Below are 14741 nucleotides of genomic sequence, written 5' to 3'. Positions count from 1 at the left end.
AACACGCCCTAGTCGCGGCTTCCGCCCAGCACGTCCACGTGTACGTGGTCGAGGTGACGCAGGATCTCGTTGCGGGGCTCAGGTGCGTCGTAGTCCTGCCATTGCCCTCGGAAGCTGTGTACGCTCCAGATCCGATCGTCGAAGATGACGTACTGGATGTCCAGGTCCTCGGCGTGGGCGACGAGCCAGTGAGCCAGCATCCACCCCTTACGCTGGTTCTCCTCGGTCACCGGGCGGAAGAAGATGTCGATTGCCCGGCCGTCGTAGTGCGTCGACTCCGCTCCGTGCCCCTGATCTATGCCACCCGGGGCGAACCCGCCCAGGCTTTGGTCGCCGAACACCTCGGTCATCGCCGCACGCAACCGCTCGGCGCGCGGTGTCAGGCCGGTGACACCCAACTGCTGTTCCTGCAGGTCACTGGCGGCCGAGCCCCGGCAGGCCAGGGTAGGACCAGCGTCCTCGGGTGGCCCGTCGGCCAGCCGCTGCAACACGGCCGCGTCGATGCCGGCGGTGTCCGGAGCGGCCATCCCGCGGGAGAGGAGCGCCACCGCTCTGGTGACCAGCTTCGCTTCATCACGATCCAGACCGACCTCCCCCTCGGAGGTTTCAACGACGCACTCCGGGCGCCACAGCAGCCAGCCGTCCTCAGTGCGCAAATTACTGAGTAAGCCGGGCCCGAGGAACGCCAGCACTGACGCGAGCACTCCGAGCAGGAAAAGACCAAAGAGCGGCCGAAGCGCGCGGCGCTGGCCCCCATGCGTCTGGTCGTCGGTCATCACGGGCGGAAACGTGCGTGTGCTGATCCGAAAGTTTCAGCGCCCGGCACCGCGATTCTGCTCACCACGACGTGCCCCTTTCGCTGGTGCTGCATTGTCTATTGTTTCAAACTCGGCGGCTTGGAGGGGAATGCAGCCGCACCTTCAAGCCGACGTTCCGCGCCATTGACAACGGCAAGCAATTAGCCGCCGACATCACCGCCGCAAGAGATCGCTGGAAGGACAGCATCAAGGCTCGCAGGGACGCCGCCGCCTGGAAGATCGCCGACCTGCTGGCCCGCCAGCCGGTCGTGAACGCCCAGCTGCTCGAGAGCCGCCTCGGCCTCGCCCCGGCCACCATTTGGCGGCAGATGCAGGTCCTGGAAGATGCCGGCGTGGTGCAGGGCTTCGACAAATTCAAACGTGGCCGGCACTGGCGCTCGGACGAGATCCTCAAGGCCCTCGACGCTTTCGCCGATCGGTCAGGGTCGCCGCACTAGAAGCTGAGACTCAACTGCTCCAGGGCCCAGTCCCAGCGGATCAGTTCCTGTTCGAGGCGCACCGAGATGCCGTGCGTTCCGTCCACTAACGACCTGTACACCGCAGCCTCCTCAGCCGTCAGCCTGCTGAGCACAGCACGTGATGGCGACGCCTCGGTTCCCCAAGCAGGGCGATGCGCCAATAGCGTTGCCTCGTCCATCAGGACGCTCAGAACATGCGGATGAACGGCTCGAAGTTGATCTAGGATCCCGAAGCCATGGGTATCCAGATCTCCCCAGTACATAAGTTCGCAATTCTGTAACCACGCCGCATCCCGCAGAGACGTGAAGCCGTAGCCGCCTCCATAAAGGGCCAACGTCCCCGCCTGATCGGGAAGCGCAAGGAAATTCACCTGGTTTTCAGTCGCAATAACGGTATGGACCGGGAGGCTGAGCGTGCTGAATGCCTCGGCCGTGACTGTGATGTCGCGAGCCCCGCCCAGAGCGGGAATGTCCGGATCCAGAAGCCGGAAGCGCACGAGTTCCGGAGGATGCAGGAACCCGTGGCGCGCGGCAAACTTCGCCGCTGGCGTTCGAGCCACTCCGTCGCGGCTGGTCATGTCTAGGTCATCAGTCTCCAGGTGCGCATCCTCGGACACGTCCGACGCTGACTCCAGCGCTGCCTGATCGGATTCCGCCGGTTCAGGAGTTCGCAGCGTGGTCACCATCTGGTCAATGACCTTCCGGTGCGTCTCGATGAACTTCGTATGGACTCCCGGGAGGCTCAACTGCCGAACGTAGATTCCCGGTAAGGGATTGTCGCGCAACCAGAGTGTCACCCGGGCCGCGGTCAGCGCTGCATCGCCAAGTTCCAGCAATTGCAGTGGTCGCCGCAAGGCCCAACGCCGGAACGCGGGATCGAGCTCGATCAGCCCGGCAGCGAGATTAAGGAAACTCGCCGACTCGCGCGTCTTCCCGGCAAAGGCAATCTCATTCTCAGCAGTCGCAAAGACGGCAGCGATGGGCAGCGTGTTTGCCCCAATCGTATTACGCCCGCTCTCGGCGGTTTCGAGGGTGTAATTCCCGACTCCGGCAAACAGCTCGCCGGCCCAGTCCCGGGCAGCAGCGTAGTCCCTCAGCAGCTCGGCCGCCGTCGGGCGTTTCAGCGGACGGCGGCGAGGGTATCCACCCGAAGGTTCCAGCAGTTCGCGCAACAACTGGCCACGGTTCCAGGCCCCCACTGACTGTGCCCGCAGCCCCGAGAGCGTCGTCCAGCGCCGCTGGCCAACGTTAGCCGGCACGCCTGTCCCGTTCGTCCCGGTATTCCTGGATGGTCATGTTGCGCAGCTGGGAATCGTCGCCATTGGTGTTTGCCACGAATCCCACGTGCGAGACGAACGGCTCGATCACATGGATCTTCTGCAGCGGCGTGACGATCAGCAACTGGAGCTTCATCCGTTGGAACAACTCCAGGCCGTAGCGCGCGGACTCATCGGAGCCGCGGCCGAACGCTTCGTCAATAACTACAAAGCGGAAACTGCGCCCCTTCGAGGCTTTTCCTGAAGCCAGCCCAAACTGGAACGCCAGCGCCGCCGCAAGGATCGTGTAAGCCAGCTTTTCCTTCTGGCCGCCGGACTTGCCGCCCGAATCGGTGAAGTGTTCGAACTCCTCGCCGGTTTCGGTCCACTTTTCCGACGCCGAGAACGTGAACCAGTTCCGCACGTCCGTGACCTTGGCCGTCCACCGCTCATCCAGCGTGGTGTAGCCGTCCCGGCCCCGGAAACGTTCGATCAGCCGCTCCACCTGCAAGTATTTCTGCTCGGAGTACTGATCGTCATCGCCGATGGTCCCCTCGGAACATGCTCGGAGGTCCATCCCGAACTGGCGTACGTCCAAGTCAGTGCTGTTCTGATGCTCCAGTTGGATGTGGCGACCGGCGTTGTATTCGATCCCGGCCAGGGACTGGTTGATTTCGCCGATCCGGTTCACGATGTCCTGCCGCCGGCCGTCCAGGAACGCGTTAAACGCCACTACCTCGTGGATGGTGTTCTGGTTCAACGATTCCTTGAAACGGGCCTCGAACCGGGGAAGGTCGTTGCTGGCCAGCTGCTCGAGCAGCCGGTTGTACTCGCTGGCGGCCTCCAGCGATGCATCAAAATCCGTCGTCTCGTTCGGGTACTTGTTGCGGAAGTCCGCCATGAGCCGCACGGTGTTCTCCGCGGCACGGGCGATCCGCTTGGACAGGGCGTCGATGGTGTCTGTCAGCCCCGCGCGGACGGAACTTTCCACGGTCCCCGTGTTCTTGTAGGTCAACGTCTTGTCTCCGAGTACCCCGGCGGTGAGCTGTGCAACAGCAGCCAGCACCCCGCCGTCGTCCGTCAACGGACTTTCCGCCAAGACAACACCGCATTCGTCTATTGCTTCGGCGATGTCCCTTGCATCCTTCTCATTGGCGCCGCGCCGTTCGCGGAGCTTGCCCACTTTGTCCTCGAGGCGGGCCAGCTTGTCGACGACGGCGGCCTCCTTCGCCGTGAGCTGCTGGAGCACGTCGCTGGCCGACTCAAGCTCGGCCTTCTCCCGCTTCAGCTCTTCGATCCGTCGCGCGGTGAGCTGCCAGCTAATCTCGCCGAAATCCGCCACTGATCGGACCGTACCGAGCTGCTGGTTCTTCCTGCCCAACACGCCCAAAGCGTCGTTGACCTTACCCAGCTGCGCCGTAACACTCCGCAGCTTGCCCTGCAATTCGTCCTGTTCAGTGAGGAACCGGGCGATCTTGTCATGGTTGTCCCAGCCGAGCACATAGTTTCGCCGGTCGGCCAGGTCACGACGGTCGTCCTTCTCGTGCCGCCCACGCCCGCCCTTCAGCTGCCCATTGACGGTCAGCGCCTTGGGATAGCGGCGGAAATCTTCCAGGCTGTCGCAGCAAAAATAATCGAAGCGGCTGTTGAGCTCGTCCAGCAGGAAATCGCGGAAAGGGGTGCCCTGTTTGATCGCTATCTTGGCGGCCAACGTTCCCGGCTCGGCTGACTTCGGTACATAGGTTTCCCCGATCTTCAGGTACACCAGCCTGCCGCGCAGGTTGTTGCCATCCACCCAGCTGCTCACAGCGGCGTAATGCTCGGAGGGCACCAGCAGCGAGAGCGCAAAGCCGTGCAGCGTCCGCTCCGCGGCACCCTCCCACGCGCCTTCGCCGTCGCGGACTCGCAGCAGCTCGCCGACGTAGGGCAGCTCGCTTTCCGCGATGCTGGTTCCCTCACATAGACGACGGCGGAGCTCCAGTTGGGGGCGCGGCAGGAGGTTGGGCCGGGACTGCAGGCTGCTTAGTTCGGCGCTGATCTCGGCGAGTTGGTCCTCGAGGTCTTTACGAGCAATATTCAGTTGGGTCAGCTTCTCCTGCAGCTCCCCGGAACTGGTGCGCATCTCCTCTTCCACCTCGACCAGGCGGGACGCATTCCGGTCAAAGAGCACCCTGTCTTCCGGGACCTGCAGTCCCAGCTCGGTGGCCGCGGTCGTATAAGTTTCGAAACGCGTCCGCTGGGCCCGCGACTCAGTGCCGAGTCGTGAAATCTCGGCATCGAGGACGGCCAACCGTCCGCCGCCGTTGGTGCGGATATCCTCCTGGACCGCCGACAGCTCGTGCCGCAGTTGAATGATTTCCGTGCCGAGCTTCTCGCTTTCCTCCTGCAGCCGTGCCCCGGTGCGCTCCAGTTCCGCCTGGTGCTCCAGGCTCAACTGAAGCTTTTGATTGGTGAACCAGGGATGAAGCTGGTCCCTCTGCGCCCGGGCCAGCTCGTCCTCGCGACTCAGCTTTGCATAGAGCTCTGAGCCGTCTCGGACGGGCGTCAGCAGGGCAATCTGGTCCTTGGCGCGCAGCACCGCCTCGTGGGCCTTCTTGAGGTCGTCGAAGTGGTGGATCAGATTGGTGATCCGGCTAGCGACGTCGTCGTCCTCAAGCATGTTGGTGCGCACGAAGGAGGCGATATTCTCCACCTGCTTCATGGACACCGTACGATGGAAGAGCTCCATCGCCTGGTTCCCGCTGATACCAAACTGCCGTTTGAACGCCGCGGCGTACGGCTCGAAGGTGTCGTGGACGGCGACCCCGGCATCGCGCAGTTTCTTCTTTAGTTTTGACGGGTCCTGACCGAAGTTCGCAAAATCTTCAGTTATGGACTGATCGGCCTCCGCCAGTGAGTAGAAGCGGTTGGGCTGGCCCGCCTCCTGGGCCGCCCAAAGCGTGATGGCCAGGCTGACCGACTTGCCCAGCACAGCATTGTGGAAGACGCCGAGCACCACCGTCAGGGTGCCAGTGCCGCGCAGTGCAACAGGCTTGGAGTATTCGCCGCCGGTGCTTCGCGTGCTCTTGTGGAAGCCCCTGACGTACGACATCAGGGTGCGCTCCTTCTTCTGCGCCCCGGCGGCCTTGTTGTACTCGATCCGGTTGGCCGGCAGCAACAAGGTAGTGATCGCATCCACCACAGTGGACTTTCCTGAGCCGATATCGCCCGTGAGCAGGCTGTTGGCGCCGTCCAGACGGAAAGTACGCACGCCCTGGTGGAAGGTGCCCCAATTGAGCAGCTCCAAACGGTGCAGCCGGAAGCCCGGGGGAGTGCCGCCGTCGTCCGCCTTGTGGCCCGTTACTTCAGACGCCTCGTCCAGGCTGAAAAGGCTGTCCTGCAGTTCGGTGCTCATGTGCCTTCCACCTCCTTGACCTCGGCGCTTGCCAGTGGCGTTCCGGCGAGCGAGGCGCGATAGTCCGCCAGCCGCGCGTCGAACTCCTCCAGCCACTGGGCGTCCACGAAAGCCTTGATGATGCGGGCCACTTCATAGGTGCCGGTTTGTCCCTTTAGCCTCTTCAGGAAACCGAGCTCCACCACCTTCTTGATGTCGGTGCTTAGCCTGTCCAGGATGCGGGCTTCGTTGCTGGATTCGGGCAGAAAAACCGAGACCATGTCAGCGATGTCCTGCTCGGTCATGATGAGCCGGAGCTCGCTGCTGTTGGTGTCGAATTCCAGTAGACGGGCGCGAAGCAAGGCCAGCAGCAGGCTGACGTTGAAGGTCAACTGGCGGCGCGGGATCAGCCGGGGCAGCGTGCCGTCCGCGTCCTCCCGAGACTTCAGGAAAGCGTAGCCTTCCGATTCGTCGAGGATGAGGTCCAGCCCCAGCACGGCGACATAGTCCCGTACGTGGGAGGTCAGGCCCAGCAGGGACTGCCAGATCTTTTCATCCGCTTCGGCGTAGACCACGCCTTTGAAAAGCCTGGTGACGACGCCGGGAAGCTCCTCGGGCGTCCGGGTTTCCGTTTCTGCTCCGGGATTCATGCGGGCCTTCCAAAAATGATCTGTTCCAGGGTAGCTTCGCGGATGCTGCCGTCGGGCAACTGCCAGGACAAGTGTTGCGATGCCTCAGGGTTGATAGTGGCCCAGTCGGATTCCGTGGCCAGCTGGTAATAGGCGACGACCTCGGCCAAGCCCTGCGACAGGGGATAGGCGTCGGTAATTTCTGCCAGAGTAGCCTGCTCCTCCTCGGCGAGTACGGCGTCGATATTGGATCTGAGCCGCTCCTTGTCCACATGGAACTGGTTGAAGAGGGCGCCGGCGTCCAGGTCCGCGTCATCGGCGGCAATGACGTCGTCATCGACCAGAACGCGCGTGCTGGGTTCATAGAGGGGTCGCTCAAAGGGCAGCGCGACGTCCACGGATGGCGCGGCGATGTCCATGAAAACTCCCGACGGCGGTCGCTCCCGAGTGGACAGCGCAGCTGATTCGATGCTGCGGATCAGCTGCATGATGCGCTTGTTCTCCAGGAACACCTTGTCGTCCAGGAGCCGTCGCATTTGCTGCGACAGCTGCCGGACGGTCGCCTGGGTCTGTTCGACGGCGGGAAGCCAGTCTTGCTGGAGGTTCACTACTGTATGCAGGTTGTCGAGTTGTGCGAGGGCTTCGATCTGGGTTGCGCGTTCCAGCAAGTCCCGGAGTTCGGTGCGTGCCTGCGGGGACATCAGGTAGTCCCAGAAGCCCTGGAAGGTCCTGCCCTGGAGGGAGCTGCTGATGTCCTGCTGGTTTTCGAAAATCGACTGAAGCAGCTCGCCCTGGGTGCCATCCCACGTGGCGATCTGCTCCCGAACCTGCCTGTCCAGCTTGCGGAAATTCTGTTCGACCTCGCGGAAATCTGAGAGCAGATCCTTGGCTAGAGCTGTCAGCTGCTGGAAGTGGTCCAAGGCTTCAGGAGCGCTCATGACCTTGACGTTGCCGTCCCGGATCCGCTGCATCTCGGCGTCGAGCTCGTCTCGCTGGCGCTGGAGTTCGGCGAGCCGAACCTCGGGGTCCGTTTCGGACTGCTGGACCAGCTGCTTGAGGACCGCGAAGATGCTCGTCAGCCTGGACTGGGTGGCGACGAAGTCCCGGCCGCGCAGGTTCTCCACCCAACGGATCACATCTTCTGCCGCAGGGGTCAGGTCATAAACGGGCTCGTCCTGACCTTGAACGTAGTACTTTCGCAGCCATGCCTTTTCGGGAGCGGCCCAGTCGTCCAGGTATTCCGAGGCCTGGCGCGGAAACTTGTCCTCGCCCTCTACGTCCCGGAGCCCGAACAGGACGTCGTCGAGGATGTCGATGAGTTGCTGCCGGCCTATGTTGCGCTGGTTGGGGCCTGTGAAGGCCGCCATGAAGAAGGTCAGTGCCAGCGGGGCGTTCTGGGCGCGGAGCAACGACCAGCCTGCGTGGTTCTCACGCAGGGAGTTGATTGCGTAGTAGTCCATCATGTCCCTCGATGCAGCGGACTGCTTGTGTGGCTGATTGACCACAACGGTAACCGGGTGTCCCGGAAGTCCGCGACTCGGACGCCCGTACCGTTCCTCCATTACGGATGTGCCAGGCACGTACCACGTCTACAGCCGTCGGGCTCTAGCCGATCTTGCTCCATGGCTGGCAACTGCTCGACTCGAAGACTTCCCCATTCACGAGAGTAACTGTTGCTACACCTCGGACGATGTTGTTGTCCTTGATATCCGCATCGCTTCCGGTGCTGGTCATCCAGGCGTAGTAGCAGCCGACGGAGTTTGTGCCGTCGGGCCCCGCTGTCGTGTACACGCCAGGTTGGACGTCGCCGCCGACCACGTGCAGGCCGTTCTTGATTTGGTTTGCGGCGACCTGTTTCTGAGCCTCGCTGAACTTCTGCTCGCGCGAGGCCAAGTCGGCTTCTTTGCCTGCCAAGGCTTTTTCCTTCTCGGCGAGCTGCTGCTCGAGGGTCTTCACTCCGTCCGCTGCCGATTGGAGGGTCTTGATCTGGGCATCCTTGTCGGAACCCGCGCTGCGGAGCTGGCTGATGGTTGTTTCGGCATCCTTGATCTTGCCCGTGAGCTCGCCGCTAAGCGCCGCATATTCCTTGGTTGAGCTGACGGCCGGCCGGGCCGCCAAACCAAGAACGGCTCCGGCGATCAGCCCAGCAACAAGAACTGCGGGAACTACGAGGCGCCCCCAGAATGGAACCCGCTTGAGCAGTCCTTGACGGGAGCGTATCTGACGGCCGGCCGCCGTCGTTCTCTCCAAAGTCGTGCTCTCCGGGAGCGGTGCAATATTCGGCTGCCATGCTGGCATTTCCGATCGTCCGACTGGTTCAGGTTCATCCGGGCCAGAGCCCGAATCAGGTGCGGTGTTGCTCATGATCTTTTATCCCCATTCATGATTTTTTGATTGCTAAGGCGCGGAATCTGGTGCTCGAGCCCCAATCAGCTGGAGCACCGGATCCGCCGTCGAACAGTTACTTCTTGATGCTTGAGCTGCTGCCCGAGCAGGACGCCATAGCGCTGGTGCCTGAGCCGCTGTTCTTCGCGACGCTCTGGCCGTCGACCAGGATTTCGCAGGTCACTGTTGTGGGGTTGGCGTAGTCGCCGGTGACGGTTACGGAGCCCATGCTGAAGCCCGTGGACGTGACGTCCTTGTTCCAGTTGCCCGTGATGTCCTCCGTGGACATGCCGCCCTCAGTCCAGTAGGAGACGTGTGCCTTGCCTGTGACGGTGACGACGTAGCCGATCTTGTGTTCCTTATTCAGCGAGTCGCTCACGCTCTGGGCCGCCGCGCTGATGACGGCAGTGACGATGATGGCGACGATGACGGCGAGTACTCCCAGGATGAGGCCCGCCGCTGCGGTGCCCTTCTTGGAGAACTTCCTGGTCAGGCCGATGACGCCGAAAATGACGGCGAGGGGGCCGAGGACAAAGGCGATGAAGCCGGCGATCGGAATGATCGAGAAGACGATGGCGAGAATGCCCAGAACGAGAGCTGCAGTGCCGAAGCCGTTGCCCCGCTTTGATTCGGGGGCCGCCGGGACGGGTGGTGCTGTGCGTGCGAGTGGTTCCATGACAGATCCTTAGGTGGAAGCGATAGTGGAGAGAACAGCAGCCGCCGTCGAAGATCTGCCTCATCTGAGCCTCAACATTCAGCGGTTTGCTGTATGTGGGCAAGGCTAGGTGTGGCCTAAGACATTTTCTGTGGAGGAGTAGTCATTCACTTTCGGGCTGGCTCACTGGCAGAGCCCTGGATAACATAATTGTTCCGGACGCGGTATAATTCTGTTATGGCTCTGAGTACGGTGGAAGTCGCCCAACGCCTGAATATCTCCGAGCGCCGAGTACGCGCTCTCCTGAAAGACGGCCGCATTCGTGGCCAGCAGGTGGCTGGCCGATGGATCATTGAAAATGCAGATGCCGCCAGTTATAAACCTGGCGGAATTGCAGGTCGGCCCCTCTCGAAGCGGAGCGCCTGGCAGTTCATCCAATACCTACCGTACGCTGTCCGGGGAGACAGGCCGCCCGATCTGTCTCCCGTTGACTGGCAACGCCTGCGCCAGCGGTGGCAACGTCTGCTGGAATCAGAAGATCCGGCGGTTCTCGTCCGTTCATTGCTCGCAAAGCGGTCCGACAAGGTTGAGATGTCGTCCAATCCTGCTGATCTCGTTGAACTGCGACGAGACAACCGAATCCGGCTCTCTGGGGTCTCCCACCCCGCCTCCGGACTGCTGTCCAACTCAGAAGTAGAGGCGTACGTGAGCCGCGATAATTTTGATTCTGTCGTCCGGGACTGGCTGCTTGTAAAGGCACCGATGGGCAGTCGACCAAACGTCGTGCTACATGTTGCTGAGGAGCTGCCGGAGGAAGTCCCGCCGCTCCTCGTCGCGGCCGATCTAGCCGAACGCCCGGGCACACGTGAACAGGCCGCCGCCCGCGAATTGATCGGAAGCGTCAATGCCCATTAGCCTGCCCCCGATGCTTTCCGACCAGCGCGAGGCCTGGGAAGCGGTCTTTGAAATCCACGCCACCATGCCTCGCGGCTGGGTCCTTGTTGGGGGCCAGGCCGTCTACCTTCATGCAATCGAACGCGACGCCCCTATCGTGCGTCCGACTAAGGACGCCGACTTCGCGCTGGACGTCAGGGCATACCCAAGCATGCTCAAGGACTTCACTGCGGTCCTGGTCAAACTTGGATTCGAATCCGCCGGCGAATCACTTGAGGGCCACCAGCATCGCTGGCTGCGCGGACCCGCTGTGGTGGACGTCCTGATACCGCGGCATCTGGGGGAACGGGCTGCAAAACGCCGCGGCGTCACCGGTGGAACCACAATCGCCGCACCAGCTTCCCAGCATGCCATAGACCGGTCCGAAACCGTCGACATAGCGGCCGACACTGCTTCAGGACTGGTGAATCGGCCAACCCTGCTCGGCTGCCTGATCGGCAAGGCGGGTTCTCTGACGATCGTGAATGACCCTGACAGAGAACGCCACATCACTGACTTCCTGACGCTTGCCGCCGTCGTCCGAGCGGGGGACTTACGTGCAGCCGACTTGGGTCCGGCGGAGCGGGACCACCTACGGAACATGCTCGGACATCTGTCAAACAACCAAGAGTTGTTCTCCCTTGTGCCGGAAGGTGAGGCGGGTGTAGAGCGCCTACGCCTGTCACTGACCTGAGAGACTACGTGGGTGAAGGCTAGGAGCAGGACCTGATCTGCCGAGCTAGGTCAGCACCCTTCGTTTGCCCACGCTGACTGCAGCCTGCTACTTCTTCGCGGGGCGCGACTTCGGTTCCTTCGGCGGCAGCTCCGAGACATAGCGGAAGGCCTTTGCCACCCAGAACCTCTCACGGGCTACATCGCCGTCGCCCTCCTCGTTCCACATCTCAGGCAAGCCGACGTAATCACCCATGGGACGCTCCGCGGGGCCAAAAGGCAGGGTCCGCTCGGTCGATTCGAGCTCTGCCCGGTCTGCCTTGGAAAGCCGGATACCGATAGTGGGGCCGAACAAGCCGGCGAACATGTTGCCATTCACGAAGGCACCCAAGTTGCCGAACATCGGCTTGACGACGACCTCAGGGTTCGTCGGGAGGACGGAGCGGAAATGCTCCTTGTCGGCGTCAGACGGCTTGGGAATCTCCATGTCCAAATCCTCTTGATTGGGTAGTGAAAGGAAGCGACTCGACCTGCCTGCAGTGTAGGGCGTCACGGGAATGGTCACCAGAGGAGCGCTGCGCTGGTTTCGACAGGCTCGGTTTCGACGGGCTCAACCACCGGAGGCCCACGGTGCTTGCCGACGGGCCCAACCAGCAGGGACGGTATAACCACCTAAATGCCGCCCATTCACCACTCATTTTGAAGTCCGAGGACACCTAGTTACATGGATGTAGCCATAGCCTCTTTTTGGGCAGTCACGAGGCCCAAAATTGTCACAGGTTTGGCGGATGATGGTGCCTGGAGGGGGTACCAAATCAGGCCTCTTTGCTGCCGGACCAGGTCCGGCTCATTACCGACGCGGTGCCCCCCAACAGTGCGTCGGCGGGGCTGCCGGGACTAGCTATCCCGGCAGCCCCAACCCATCACCAAACAGCCATGCCAGCCCCCACTGGTATTGATGTAGAGAAAGCCGGGACTAGGTGTTCGAACAGGAAGTGCGGCGAACATTGGACTATGTTGCGCGCGGTATCAACGTTCGAATCGTCGGAGCTTCCGGGAGCGGTCGCTCCACGGTCGCGAGTCGCGTCGTCGCAGGGCTGGAAAGCGCGGGAGTGAAGGTCTACGTCATTAGCGGCGTGCGCTCACTGCGGCGGATCGCTTTCGCCGGCATTAACTCCCTCGGATTGGACCTCCGGATTGGTCCCACAGGAGTTATCGGAGTAGCTGATACGCTCTCAGCCGAGCTGGTTGGAGCAGGGCAACGAGTCCTCGTTATCGACGACGTCGAGGCCCTCGACAACGAGTCGCTGGCCATCCTCGATGCGGTCCTTCTGCGGACGAAGCGGCCAGTGGTGGTGACCATGCATGATTCGCCGGACACGTTCCTGGGCCAGCTCTCCGTTCTTGGCCGCTCGTCCGAAGCCCAGGTCCGATTAAACCCCTTGGGCTATGAGCAAGTCAGCACAGTTATCACGGAGACCTTGGGAGTTTCGGCCGATGCCGACACTACAGCCCGAATTCTTGCCGACTCGGCCGGAAACCCACGACTGGCGGCCAGAATTGCAGAAACCGCAGCACTGAGCAAACTCCTTGTTCTGGATCAAGGCAAATGGCGCCTCAACGGACGCACGCTTTGGAACGATCACCTGCACGGCACCATTGAGACCCTCATCCAAGGACTCAAGGCCGAGGAACTCACAGGCCTGCACACGATGGCCCTTACAGGGGCGCTGCCTTTGGACCAGCTCAAGCAGTTAGTCACCTCAGATGTGCTGGAAAGCCTTGAACGGCGCGGCTTTGTTGCTTTCATGGACCACGGCGGCAATAGCATCTGGGCGGCGCCGAGCCCTCCACTGCTTTCCGACTACTTCCGCGAGGGTCGCACTTTCGTGGACCGTCGGGCCATTGCGGCCCGAATTGCCAACATCCTCAAGGATCCTGCCCACGCAGCACCTCCGGACGTTCATGCCGCTGATCGCCTTGCCGAATCGTTGAAAACGCTCCGCCGTGAGCGAGGCGCTGAGATTGCCAGCGCCCGCTTCTTCGGCGAGCAGGTCAAGTTCCGGGAACGCCGCCACTTCGAGCGCTGGGAGGCGGAAAAGTCGACGTCGAATGCCGTTGCCTTCCTTCGCGTCTACTGGGGTGCGCCCATCGATGCCGCAAGGATCAGCCAAGTGTTCAACGAAACCTCAGTGTTGGACGCCGATCCAGCCGACTATTTCTTCTTCATTCTGACCAAGGCATTGTGGGCCATCTACTCAGCTGATGACTTCGATGCTGCCACCGCCATTCTTAGCAAGTTCGGCTCAGAATTTCCTGACTGGGACGCCCAGGCAGAGGCGGCGGCGCTCTTCCTCGAAGCCTCCTATCATGGCGTGCCGAAGAACCTGGACCGCATCCTTGAGGGCCTGCCTTCCGGGCAGGAACAAAACGGCGTGATTGCCTGTATCCGTGCCATGCTCGGGCTCTATCGGCTTGATGCCTCAGCGGCCCTCCACGCGATTGATTCGGCGGATGGTTTTGACCTCATTCCGCACCTGGACCCCTTCATACGCGGGTTGGGGCTGTTCGCGGGGGGAAGGATCGACGAAAGCCTGACCATCGCGCTTGAACAGCGCGCAGCAGCCCGCCGATGCCTGGACCACTTCGGCTTCATTTCCAGTAGCTACGTGACGGTGCTGGCCCTCATCCACTACGGATACTTGGACGAAGCCGAACACGTCATGAACAGCGTCTTCGCCTTGGGCCGACCGGGATTCCTGGCGGACTCCCTCCACGACGCACTGCTGAGACTTTATGGACTGAGGGCAGCAATGAGGGGAATGTCTTCCCTGCCCTCCGTCTCAGCGCATGTACGCCGCCCCGGCTCCGAAACCGGTGCCCTTCCGGGAATGGCCGCTGGATTCCTCAACCTCCTGGCGCAGCGTCCCCTCGATCCGGCCGTCTTCGAGGAACAGTCGATTGCCATCGTAGAGCAACAGCTGAACCGCGGGTATGTACTGGAGGCGGCCCACACAGCCCTTTTCTTTCTCTGCGTCCTTCCCAATTACCGCGTTCGCGAGTTGCTCCGACGCACACTCCACGACCGTGATGTACGGGCGCACGACCAGTTGCTGGTTGTAGCCGGTGCTATTGTCGACGGCGACTACAGGTTCCTAAATATTTGGCTTGACCACTACCAGCCGGATGCAGACCTTCAGCTGGTGCACATGCTCCTCAAGGGAGCGTCTATTCGCTGCCTTTCGCTGGGCGACGTCGATTCAGCCGAGGACATAGACCGGGCCGCGGCCACCTTCCGGTCACGTCATCCAGCCAACGGGAAGATACTCTCCTTGACCGGCGGTTCGTCGCTGCCGCTGACCGCCCGGGAGGCTGAAATAGCCGCCCTGGCCGGCCACCGCAGCAACGCTGAGATAGCCGATCATTTGGGAATCAGCGTGCGGACCGTAGAGAATCACATCTCCAACGCACTCAAGAAGACCCGGACTGCTTCACGCAACAGCCTGTTCGAGCTCGTGCGGAATTCACCCGCTGCACAGTAAATCCACGCGTAGCCGAGGGC

Annotated in this window: 12 protein-coding genes; 4 read left to right on the top strand and 8 right to left on the bottom strand. The window is 61.8% G+C overall.

The genetic code is table 11. The features are described 5' to 3' along the window. Positions 1-8: 8 nt before the first annotated feature. A complete protein-coding gene (locus tag J7E82_RS07590; protein ID WP_251041579.1) occupies positions 9-656 on the bottom strand; it encodes a hypothetical protein in 648 nt (215 codons plus the stop codon). Between the two features lie 191 nt (positions 657-847). Between J7E82_RS07590 and J7E82_RS07585 the strand changes: the two genes are divergently transcribed. Further along, positions 848-1255: a hypothetical protein gene (locus tag J7E82_RS07585; protein WP_214862018.1), complete on the top strand. Its 408-nt coding sequence runs from the start codon at positions 848-850 to the stop codon at positions 1253-1255. On the opposite strand, the gene J7E82_RS07580 is transcribed toward J7E82_RS07585, so the two are convergent. The 6 genes from J7E82_RS07580 to J7E82_RS07555 all read right to left on the bottom strand — a co-directional run bounded on the left by J7E82_RS07580 (position 1252) and on the right by J7E82_RS07555 (position 9595). Next, positions 1252-2535 carry a Wadjet anti-phage system protein JetD domain-containing protein gene (locus tag J7E82_RS07580; protein ID WP_214862017.1) on the bottom strand — a complete coding sequence of 428 codons (1284 nt, stop codon included), beginning with the start codon at positions 2533-2535 and terminating at the stop codon, positions 1252-1254. The two genes, J7E82_RS07585 and J7E82_RS07580, sit on opposite strands and share 4 nt — an antisense overlap. Then, positions 2525-5926 (bottom strand): ATP-binding protein, encoded by a 3402-nt coding sequence (locus tag J7E82_RS07575; RefSeq protein ID WP_214862016.1) that lies wholly within the window; start codon positions 5924-5926, stop codon positions 2525-2527. The genes J7E82_RS07580 and J7E82_RS07575 overlap by 11 nt, the downstream gene beginning before the upstream one ends. Continuing rightward, positions 5923-6555: a DUF4194 domain-containing protein gene (locus J7E82_RS07570; RefSeq protein WP_214862015.1), complete on the bottom strand. Its 633-nt coding sequence runs from the start codon at positions 6553-6555 to the stop codon at positions 5923-5925. The genes J7E82_RS07575 and J7E82_RS07570 overlap by 4 nt, the downstream gene beginning before the upstream one ends. Then, on the bottom strand, positions 6552-8114 hold the full coding sequence (locus J7E82_RS07565) for a DUF3375 domain-containing protein (protein ID WP_214862014.1): 1563 nt from the start codon (positions 8112-8114) through the stop codon (positions 6552-6554). Before J7E82_RS07565 ends, J7E82_RS07570 begins: the two co-directional genes overlap by 4 nt. Positions 8115-8139: 25 nt before the next feature. Continuing rightward, the gene (locus tag J7E82_RS07560) at positions 8140-8898 is read right to left on the bottom strand and encodes a hypothetical protein (protein ID WP_214862013.1); all 759 of its coding nucleotides are present in this window, start codon (positions 8896-8898) and stop codon (positions 8140-8142) included. A 97-nt stretch (positions 8899-8995) separates the two neighbouring features. Then, positions 8996-9595, bottom strand: a complete 600-nt coding sequence (locus J7E82_RS07555) for a DUF4190 domain-containing protein (protein ID WP_214862012.1) — start codon at positions 9593-9595, stop codon at positions 8996-8998. Positions 9596-9811: 216 nt separating this feature from the next. On the opposite strand from J7E82_RS07555, the gene J7E82_RS07550 reads away from it, so the two are divergent. After that, on the top strand, positions 9812-10489 hold the full coding sequence (locus tag J7E82_RS07550) for a helix-turn-helix domain-containing protein (protein WP_214862011.1): 678 nt from the start codon (positions 9812-9814) through the stop codon (positions 10487-10489). Positions 10490-10499: 10 nt separating this feature from the next. Then, positions 10500-11201 carry a hypothetical protein gene (locus J7E82_RS07545; RefSeq protein WP_251041578.1) on the top strand — a complete coding sequence of 234 codons (702 nt, stop codon included), beginning with the start codon at positions 10500-10502 and terminating at the stop codon, positions 11199-11201. Between the two features lie 87 nt (positions 11202-11288). Here J7E82_RS07545 and J7E82_RS07540 read toward each other — a convergent pair whose 3' ends face one another. After that, positions 11289-11666 (bottom strand): TfoX/Sxy family protein, encoded by a 378-nt coding sequence (locus J7E82_RS07540; RefSeq protein ID WP_214862009.1) that lies wholly within the window; start codon positions 11664-11666, stop codon positions 11289-11291. Positions 11667-12159: 493 nt separating this feature from the next. On the opposite strand from J7E82_RS07540, the gene J7E82_RS07535 reads away from it, so the two are divergent. Further along, on the top strand, positions 12160-14721 hold the full coding sequence (locus J7E82_RS07535; RefSeq protein ID WP_308113687.1) for a LuxR C-terminal-related transcriptional regulator: 2562 nt from the start codon (positions 12160-12162) through the stop codon (positions 14719-14721). Positions 14722-14741 lie beyond the last annotated feature (20 nt).

This window comes from Arthrobacter sp. ISL-30 (assembly GCF_018613855.1).
Lineage (GTDB): Bacteria > Actinomycetota > Actinomycetes > Actinomycetales > Micrococcaceae > Arthrobacter.
This window is presented reverse-complemented; position numbering and strand designations above follow the sequence as displayed.

What these genes read in the sequence shown, in the direction of transcription:
- J7E82_RS07575 (WP_214862016.1), bottom strand. Translation starts at nt 5,926, where the DNA reads ATGAGCACCGAACTGCAGGACAGCCTTTTCAGCCTGGACGAGGCGTCT.
- J7E82_RS07570 (WP_214862015.1), bottom strand. Translation starts at nt 6,555, where the DNA reads ATGAATCCCGGAGCAGAAACGGAAACCCGGACGCCCGAGGAGCTTCCC.
- J7E82_RS07560 (WP_214862013.1), bottom strand. Translation starts at nt 8,898, where the DNA reads ATGAGCAACACCGCACCTGATTCGGGCTCTGGCCCGGATGAACCTGAA.
- J7E82_RS07555 (WP_214862012.1), bottom strand. Translation starts at nt 9,595, where the DNA reads ATGGAACCACTCGCACGCACAGCACCACCCGTCCCGGCGGCCCCCGAA.
- J7E82_RS07550 (WP_214862011.1), top strand. Translation starts at nt 9,812, where the DNA reads ATGGCTCTGAGTACGGTGGAAGTCGCCCAACGCCTGAATATCTCCGAG.
- J7E82_RS07545 (WP_251041578.1), top strand. Translation starts at nt 10,500, where the DNA reads ATGCTTTCCGACCAGCGCGAGGCCTGGGAAGCGGTCTTTGAAATCCAC.
- J7E82_RS07540 (WP_214862009.1), bottom strand. Translation starts at nt 11,666, where the DNA reads ATGGAGATTCCCAAGCCGTCTGACGCCGACAAGGAGCATTTCCGCTCC.